Raw genomic sequence first — 3,267 nt, forward strand, 5'->3', positions numbered from 1 at the left:
GCGTTCGGTGCGTGTTTTTGTTTGACGAATACGTTTTTGCGCAGATTTATGATTTGCCATAGGGTGTTAATCCTTTTATAAAAATTTTAAGCTATAATTTTAGCTGATTTTTTATTAAAAGCAAATAAAAAGGTGTAGAAATGAAGCTTTTTGGAACAGATGGCGTAAGAGGCGAAGCGGGCGTGAAACTTGACGCATTCTGTGCGCTCAAACTCGGAATCGCAGCGGGCATTTATTATCGCGAGCATTCTAAAACAAACAGAATCCTTGTCGGCAAGGATACTAGACGCAGTGGCTATATGCTTGAAAATGCCCTTGTTAGCGGACTTACAGCGGTTGGATATGAAGTCATACAAATTGGTCCAATGCCTACACCCGCGATTGCCTATCTCACAGAAGATATGCGGTGTGATGGTGGAATTATGGTTAGTGCGAGCCATAATCCCTTTATGGATAATGGAATCAAATTTTTCGGACGCAGCGGTTATAAGATTGACGAAAAAGACGAAGCGCGGATTGAAAAGATTTATCACGATACTCATCAACTTGAAAATGCCCAAAAAAGAGGAAAAGAAGTCGGTTCTAGCAAGCGGATTGACGATGTCGTGGGACGTTATATTGTGCATATTAAAAACTCTTTTCCCAAAGACTTATCCTTGCACGGAATCCGCGTCGTGATAGATTGCGCTAATGGCGCAGCCTATAAGGTCGCACCTACGATTTTTAGCGAACTTGGAGCAGAAGTTTTTGTGATTAATGATGAACCCAATGGCTTCAACATCAATGAAAATTGCGGCGCGACACAACCGCTTATGCTTCAAGAAGAAGTGCGCAAAGTGCGTGCAGACATTGGATTTGCACTTGATGGCGATGCAGATAGACTTGTTGTCGTAGATGAAAGGGGCGAAGTCGTGCATGGCGATAAACTTATTGGGACTTTGGCACTTGCCGCCAAAGAAAACAAAACATTGAAAAACGATACTGCAGTCGCAACGATTATGAGCAATTATGCTTTAGAGGAATTTTTAAAAGAACATCAAATCCAATTGATTCGCTCCAATGTAGGAGATAAATATGTTTTAGAATCTATGCTTGCACAGGACTTGAATTTTGGCGGAGAACAAAGCGGACATATTATCTTTAGCGATTTTGCAAAAACAGGAGATGGGTTAGTGAGCGCTTTGCAAACCATTGCCTATATTTTAAAATCCAAAAAATCTGCCTCCAAAGCTTTAGATTGTTTTAAGCTTTATCCACAAATCTTAAAAAATTTGAATGTGGATTCCAAACCTACATTGGAATCACTAGAAAATTATCAAGCCTTACTTGAAACCATAGAATCACATAATATTCGGCATTTAATCCGATATAGTGGAACAGAAAATAAGCTAAGGATTCTGCTTGAGGGAAAAGAAGTTAAAAAATTAGAAAAAATAATGCAAGAATGTGAAACCTATTTCAAAGGAAAAATTTGCTAGCCCCTTTATCAAATTCGCGTCAAAAATGGATAAATTTTGGAATCGCATTTGTTGTTGTTTTTGCATTAGACCAAACTATTAAATGGGCTTTTCTACTGCAAGGTTATCAGTTTGGTGATACGATTTATGAAACTCGCTTTGTCTCTCTTCTTCTTGTTTATAATAAAGGTGTGGCATTTTCTATGTTCGCATTTTTGGGAGATTGGCTAAAATTTTTGCAAGTTTTACTTCTTTTTGTAATCTTTATTTACTTATGGAAAAATCAAGAATTCGTCCAATCCTATGCTTTCCCTCTTGGAATCATCTTTGGAGCAGGATTCTCTAATGTCTTAGACCGCTTCATACACGGAGGAGTAGTGGATTATATTTTTTGGCATTATCAATTTGAATTTGCAATTTTTAACTTTGCAGATGTGATGATTGATTTAGGGGTTGTTCTCATACTTTATCAAACATTTTTAAGAAAAGATAAAAGTGTGTCGTGATAGAATCTCGTCTTTATTTTAGTCGGTCGCGTAGCTCAGTTGGTAGAGCACTACCTTGACATGGTAGTGGTCGCTGGTTCAAGTCCAGTCGTGGCCACCACTTTATAAAGATTAAAGCAAAATCCCAAACAAAATATTCTCCTAACGATTAAACAAAATACCAACACCAAAGCGATTAATGGAATTATTATAATCTTGCAAACTCTCCCCATACCCATTGAAAAATTGCAAATACAAATAAAGATTCTTATAAATTGGGTAGGAATAATCTAATAAAATAGCTCCTTTATTATCCTCTCTCAAATTATTCCTCAAAGTCGCTGTAAAGAGATGTTTGTTCCATAAATAGCCAAAACTCAAATCACCATAACCCAAGTATTTGGTAATATCTGGATTATCGTCCCTTTCAGCCTTTTCTGGGATTCTATACCAAGCTCTTAAAGAGGCAACAAAATTCCCATTGCTATAAATTCCCTCTGCAAAAATCCTATCCCAACTACGAGAATGGCTCAAATCACCACCATTACTTTGATGTAAATAGCCAAAATTAATACGTTTGAAAAATAAATCATAATCTTCTAAAGGATAGCTAAAATATAAACTCGGCTCATAATTACTTTCACGAAAAGGTCTAGAATTTTGATTGTCATAAAGCTGCCAAAAGCTTTGTTGTGTATAGGCAAAATATAAATCTAAATCTTGCGCAAATAAATCATCTAATAGTTTTTTCTTAATGCTAATTTGGAATTTTGTCTCCACCTGTTTGTTTTGATTGGGTTCTTTTGCACTACTTATATTCATTGGGATAATATAATTGAATCTATCCGGCTCAAAACCCAATAACCCGCCCATAAATTCATTGCGTTCAAAACGTCCCTCATAAGGCGTTTTCTTGTCGGATTCCGCCTCATAAATAGCAGAATCTTCCTTTGTAAGACTTTGATGTAAATCTTCTTGCTTCAATGAGGAAATTAGTTGATTGGAATCTGCTGGGGATTCTGCCTCTTGAAGCTGTACAAAAGTAACATAAACCTTTTTATCTTTTGGTAAATTTAATGTTAATTGATTTGTTTTTTCTGTATCTACTTTTATAACTTCCAATACTTCCATATTTTCGTTCAAAATTAATACTTTTAACTTTTCATCATTTTTAAATTCTAAGGAATCCGAAAGGCTCTCTTTAAGATTATTCGCCCATACATTAAGAGAACAAAGAGAGAGAAAGGCAATGATTTGCAGAATCTTATTCCAACCCATTAAACACCAAACATTCTTAAGATTATAAATTGTAATTTACATTACTA

3 protein-coding genes and 1 tRNA gene are annotated in these 3,267 nt (G+C 35.8%); 3 read left to right on the forward strand and 1 reads right to left on the reverse strand.

The genetic code is table 11. The annotated features are described in order from the left end of the window. The first annotated feature begins 140 nt into the window (after positions 1-140). The 3 genes from glmM to K2N75_RS07650 all read left to right on the forward strand — a co-directional run bounded on the left by glmM (position 141) and on the right by K2N75_RS07650 (position 2,063). A complete protein-coding gene (gene glmM, locus K2N75_RS07640; RefSeq protein ID WP_297679529.1) occupies positions 141-1,478 on the forward strand; it encodes a phosphoglucosamine mutase in 1,338 nt (445 codons plus the stop codon). Continuing rightward, positions 1,472-1,963, forward strand: a complete 492-nt coding sequence (gene lspA, locus K2N75_RS07645; protein ID WP_297679530.1) for a signal peptidase II — start codon at positions 1,472-1,474, stop codon at positions 1,961-1,963. The genes glmM and lspA overlap by 7 nt, the downstream gene beginning before the upstream one ends. A 24-nt stretch (positions 1,964-1,987) precedes the next feature. Beyond that, a tRNA-Val gene (locus tag K2N75_RS07650) sits at positions 1,988-2,063 on the forward strand. 41 nt (positions 2,064-2,104) lie between these two features. On the opposite strand, the gene K2N75_RS07655 is transcribed toward K2N75_RS07650, so the two are convergent. Continuing rightward, complete coding sequence (locus tag K2N75_RS07655) at positions 2,105-3,220, reverse strand: phospholipase A (protein WP_297679531.1); 1,116 nt, start codon at positions 3,218-3,220, stop codon at positions 2,105-2,107. Positions 3,221-3,267 lie beyond the last annotated feature (47 nt).

The sequence above is a fragment of the Helicobacter sp. genome, assembly GCF_029067145.1.
Lineage (GTDB): Bacteria > Campylobacterota > Campylobacteria > Campylobacterales > Helicobacteraceae > Helicobacter_D.

Coding starts and splice junctions, on each gene's coding strand:
- glmM (WP_297679529.1), top strand. CDS start 141: ATGAAGCTTTTTGGAACAGATGGCGTAAGAGGCGAAGCGGGCGTGAAA.
- K2N75_RS07655 (WP_297679531.1), bottom strand. CDS start 3,220: ATGGGTTGGAATAAGATTCTGCAAATCATTGCCTTTCTCTCTCTTTGT.